Origin of the sequence: Pseudoroseomonas cervicalis ATCC 49957 (genome assembly GCF_000164635.1) — a bacterium.
Taxonomy (GTDB): domain Bacteria; phylum Pseudomonadota; class Alphaproteobacteria; order Acetobacterales; family Acetobacteraceae; genus Pseudoroseomonas; species Pseudoroseomonas cervicalis.
Map to the genome: position 1 here is coordinate 149,435 of NZ_GG770783.1, position 4,962 is coordinate 154,396.

A 4,962-nucleotide genomic window follows, 5' to 3' on the forward strand; every position below is an offset into this window, starting at 1 on the left:
CCGGCCGGCAGGGAGGCGGGCAGCTCGGCGGCGGGCAGGGCCAGGGGCTCGAGAGGGGGTTCGGCCGGCGGCTCCTCCGCCAGGGCCATGGCCGGGGCGGCCGCCGCCGGAGCAACCTCCGCCGCGCCGGAGACCGGCTTGCCCAAGGCCATCGCGGCCCCGGGCGCGATCTCCTCGAGGAACTGCTCCAGCGTCGCCGCCGTCTCCAGGAAGCCGTCCTCGCGCTGCGCCAGGCAGGGCTGGCCGTCCACCCAGAAGATGCGGCGCTGCATGCTCAGCCGCGCCACCTGGGCGGGATCGGCGGGGAGGAACTGGCGGCCATTCGCCTGGGCGGCCTGCACCTGGGCGCGGGACAGATTCAAGGGTCGGGGCTTCCTTCGGGTCCGGGCATGGCCGCCACGGAGGCGGGCGGCGCAGCATAGACCTGGATCGCGCCGCGTGCGACGCAAGATCGCGGCAGGATCGGTTTCACCGCCACGCGCGCCGCCGTGCCGTGCCGGGGGCGGTCAGCCCTCGGCGTTGCCCGGCTGGTCGCGGAAATAGGGCTCGACCGTGCCTTGCAGCTTGATGGTCATCGGGTTGCCCTTGCGGTCCAGCGTGGTGCCGACGGTCAGCCGCACCCAGCCCTCGCTGACGCAATACTCGTCCACATTGGTCTTCTCGGCGCCCTTGAAGCGCACGCCCACGCCGCGCTCCAGCAGGGCGGCGTCGTAATACGGGCTCTTCGGGTTGGAGGAGAGGCGGTCGGGCGGGGTGTCGCTCATCGCGGAGGCCTTGGCTGGGGAGGGTCGGAAACCCGGGCGGGGTTGATAGCCAATCCCGCCCGGCTTTCCAAATGACGCGCGCTCCAGCGCCCGCCTCACTCGGCCGGGCGGACGTCCTGGGCGCGGGTGTATTCGTCGGCGCGGGCGTCGATGGTCAGGTCGCGGCGCATCGCCCAGGCGTTCTTCTGGATGTGCACCGGGATCAGCGCCTGGTCCTCGATGGCGCGCCGCGTCACCTGCCGCAGCATCGCCTCGCGCCGGGCATCGTCGAGGGTGCGCATCGCCTCGGCCAGCTCGGCATCCAGCGCCGGGTTGGAGTAGCGGCCGCGGTTGGAGGCGCCGGTGCCGGCCTCGCGGCTCTGCGTCGCCACCAGCGCGCGCAGCATGGTCGAGGCCTCGCCGCTGGTCGCCGCCAGCCCCATCAGATGCGCGCTGGTCTCGCCGCGCCCGGCGCGGGCGATGAAGGTGGTGAAGGGCTGCGCCTCCACCTGGGTGCGCACGCCGATGCGGGTCCACATCTGGCCGACCGCCTGGATGATGCGGGCATCGTTCATGTAGCGGTCGCTCGGCCCGTGCAGCGTCATGCGGAAGCCGTTCGGGTAGCCGGCCTCGGCCAGCAGGCGCTTGGCGGCGTCCGCGTCGGCGCGCGGCGCCGGCAGGTCGGGCAGGTAGCCGAAGGTGCCCTCGGCCATGATCTGGCCGGTCGGCACGGAGGCATCCTCCATCAGCCGCGACGCGATCGCCTCGCGGTCCATGGCCAGCGACAGGGCGCGGCGCACCCGCGCGTCGCGCAGCGGGTTGCGGCCGAGCTTCTGGCCGTCCGGGCCGGTGACGAAGGGCGAATCGCCCTCATTGGCGTGGTCGAGCGCCAGGTAGATCAGCCGCAGCCCGACCGTCTCCTGCACCCGCAGCCGGCTGTCGGCGCGCAGCCGCCGCAGATCGCTGGTCGGCACCTGGTCGATGATGTCGACATCGCCCGCCAGCAGCGCCGAGCTGCGCGCCGCGTCGCTGGTGATCATGCGGTAGGTGACGCGCTGCCAATGCGGCTTCGGGCCCCAATAGGCGTCGTTGCGCTCCAGCTCGATGCGGTCGCCATGGCGGTAGGAGACCAGGCGGAAGGGCCCGGTGCCGATGGCGGCGGCGCCGCTGTTGAAGGCCTCCGTCGTCACGTCGCGATGCGTCTCGTGCTGCAGCATCATCACGCTGGACAGGTCGTTCGGCAGCAGCGGGTAGGGGCCGTCGGTGCGCAGCCGCACCGTGTGCGCGTCGAGGATCTCCACCTGCTTCACCGCGCGCACGAATTGCGCGAAGGAGGAGGGCGAGTTCGGCACGCCCGGCACGCGCGCCAGGGTGAAGGCCACATCCTCGGCCGTCATCGGCTTGCCGTCATGGAAACGCGCATCCGGGCGCAGGCGGAATTCCCAGGTGGTGTCGTCGACCGCGCGCCAGCTCTCGGCCAGGCCGGGCTGCAGCCGGGCGCGGCCATCGGTCTGCACCAGCGTGCCGAAGATCATGCCGGCCACGGCGCTGTTCGGCGTGAGGTTGTGGTAGTGCGGGTCCATCGAGGTGACCTGCGAACCGACGCCGAAGGTCAGATTCTGCGCCGCGGCCGGGGCGGCGAGGGCCAGCACCGCCAGCGCGGCGGCAACAGGCGGGGCGACGCGCGCGGCGGTGCCGCGCGGCGGGGTGGTGCGGGACATGGCGGTTCCTTCAGTCTGGCGTCCCGGCCGGGCTTTGCCTCTTGCCGGGGAGACGCGCCCGCGGGCGCGGTATCGCGGCGGGCCGCAACGCGGCCCGCCACTGAAAAAAAAATCAGGCCTGGCGGGGGGCGCGCAGCGGGGGCGCCAGCACCTCGGCCGGGATCGGGCAGGCATAGGCGCGGCCGCCGGTGCGCTGCCGGAGCTCGGCCTTGGCGCGGGCCAGCAGCTCCGGGTCGCGGAAGGCGTCGAGCGCCGTCGCCGCCATCGCCTTGGCCGCCTGCACCATGCCCTTATGCGCGTGCGGGCTCTTGCCCTGGGCCACCGCCTGCCAGGTGTGGAAGGGCGTGCCGATCGCCCAGGTGGCGCCCCAGCACTGCACCACCGGCACGATCTGGCTGACATCGCCGACATCGGTCGAGCCATTGCCGGGCAGCGAGGTGCCGTCGAAGGGCAGCACGCCCTCATGCAGCGGCGCACTGCCCAGCTCCTCCGGCGCGCCGAAGCTGCGCAGGCTGTCGGCGATGTCCTCTTCCGACAGGCTCTTGCGCAGTTCGGCCGCGAAAGCACGGTCGGACTCGTCGAAGGCGGGCGCGCCAAGCCGGGACAGGTTCTCGAACATGCGCATCTCCAGCGCCGTGTTCGGGATGGTGTCGGAGCAGGCCTTGTCGATCTCCATCGACATGGTCGTGCCGGTCATGATCGCCGCGCCCTCGGCGCAGGCCTTGACGCGGTCGAACAGCGCCTGGGCGTCGCGCACCTTGGGGCCGCGGATCAGGTAGAGCACCTCGGCATCGGCCTGCACCACATTGGGCGAATTGCCGCCAGAATTGGTGATGGCGTAGTGCACGCGGCAATCCAGCGGCATGTGCTCGCGCAGATAGTTGACGCCGACATTCATGATCTCGACGGCATCCAGCGCCGAGCGGCCCAGCCAGGGCGAGCCGGCGGCGTGCGAGGCGCGGCCCTTGAACCGGAAGAAAACCTGGAAATTGGCCATGCTGCGCTGCGAGTTCACGCTGCTGACCACGCCGGGATGCCAGGAGACGGCGGCATCGAGGTCGTTGAAGGCGCCCTCGCGCGCCATGAAGGTCTTGCCGGAGCCGCCTTCCTCGCCCGGGCAGCCATAATAGCGCACCGTGCCGGGCAAATTGTTGGCGGCCAGTTCGTCGCGCGCGGCAACCGCGGCCAGCATGGCGCCGGCGCCCAACAGATTGTGGCCGCAGCCATGGCCGGTGGCCCCCGGGGTGATCGGCTTGGGCTCGGCGATGCCGGCCTCCTGGCTGAGGCCCGCCAGCGCGTCGAACTCGCCGAGGAAGCCGATCACCGGACCACCCGAGCCGGACTCGGCCATGAAGGCGGTCGGGATGCCGCCGACATTGCGGGTGATGCGGAAGCCCTCCGCCTCCAGCAGCGCGATCTGCTCATCGACCGATTTGTGCTCGGCGAAGCGCAGCTCGGCATGGCCCCAGATGCGGTCGGACATGGCGGTGTAGGCCGGGCTCTTGCGCTCCACCGCCTCGGACAGGGTGGAGAGGGAAAGCGGATCGTTGCGCATGCCGGGACCTCGCGGGCGGGGGTGGAAAACCAGGCCGGGAAAGCGCCTGCTTAGGACTGCCGCTCCGGCGCCGCAACCGCGCGGGGCGGCCGCTCCGCCTGCGCAAGGAGTTCCGCTGGGCTGGCCGCCGCGGCGGCGGCGCGCTATCCGGGCCGCGGGGACGGAAAGGGGATCGCATGATGCGCCTGCGCCTGCGCCTGGCCACGGCCTTGGCCCTGCTGCCGCTGCTCGCCGCCTGCGGCGGGGCGGCGCCTGTCGCCTGGGATGGGCGGCGCGGCTATGACGGGCGCGGCGATTACGGCTACGACCTGGCCGCCAGCCGGGCCGAGGCCGGCGCCTACCGCGCCCTGGCCCGCCCTGCCTACAGCGTGCCCGGCCCGCCCGAGGATCCCTGGGGCCCGCATATCCGCGAGGCCGCCACCCGCTTCGCCCTGCCCGAGTCCTGGCTGCGCGAGGTGATGCGGCAGGAGAGCGGCTTCCGCCTCTATGGCGCGGACGGGCTGCCGATCACCTCGCCGGTCGGGGCGATGGGGCTGATGCAGGTGATGCCGGCGACCTATGACCGGCTACGCCCCGCGCTCGGCCTCGGTCCCGACCCCTATGAGCCGCGCGACAACATCCTGGCCGGCGCCGCCTATCTGCGCGCCATGTATGACCGTTTCGGCGCACCGCTGTTCCTGGCCGCCTACAATGCCGGGCCCGATCGGGTGGCGAACTACCTCTCCGGCGCGCAGATCCTGCCGGACGAGACGGAGCACTACGTCGCCCGCATCGCGCCGCGCATCGGCTATGCCGCGCTGCGCACCGATGTCCTGGCCGCGCCGCAGCCGGATGTCCTGGCCGCCCCGCGGCCGGCGGACCCGCTGGACCGCGCCTATGCCGATGGCGGCCTGGTGGCGGGCGGCTGGGCGCCGCCGCCCGCCTGCCCGGCGGGCTATGTCTG

General features: G+C 72.7%; 5 protein-coding genes. 1 reads left to right on the top strand and 4 read right to left on the bottom strand.

Annotated features, from left to right (window positions below; genetic code table 11):
* From HMPREF0731_RS25740 to HMPREF0731_RS17980, 4 genes are all read right to left on the bottom strand, one after another.
* The coding region (locus tag HMPREF0731_RS25740; RefSeq protein ID WP_040613874.1) for a hypothetical protein at nucleotides 1-362 on the bottom strand (362 nt) is incomplete at its 3' end.
* Nucleotides 363-506: 144 nt separating this feature from the next.
* Nucleotides 507-764: a DUF3297 family protein gene (locus tag HMPREF0731_RS17970; RefSeq protein WP_007005613.1), complete on the bottom strand. Its 258-nt coding sequence runs from the start codon at nucleotides 762-764 to the stop codon at nucleotides 507-509.
* A 95-nt stretch (nucleotides 765-859) separates the two neighbouring features.
* Complete coding sequence (locus HMPREF0731_RS17975; RefSeq protein ID WP_007005614.1) at nucleotides 860-2,464, bottom strand: ABC transporter substrate-binding protein; 1,605 nt, start codon at nucleotides 2,462-2,464, stop codon at nucleotides 860-862.
* A 112-nt stretch (nucleotides 2,465-2,576) separates the two neighbouring features.
* Nucleotides 2,577-4,019: a M20 family metallopeptidase gene (locus tag HMPREF0731_RS17980; RefSeq protein ID WP_007005615.1), complete on the bottom strand. Its 1,443-nt coding sequence runs from the start codon at nucleotides 4,017-4,019 to the stop codon at nucleotides 2,577-2,579.
* A gap of 176 nt (nucleotides 4,020-4,195) precedes the next feature.
* Here HMPREF0731_RS17980 and HMPREF0731_RS23340 point away from each other — a divergent pair.
* Nucleotides 4,196-4,962 (top strand): lytic transglycosylase domain-containing protein (locus HMPREF0731_RS23340; protein WP_007005616.1); only part of this gene is annotated, 767 nt, incomplete at its 3' end.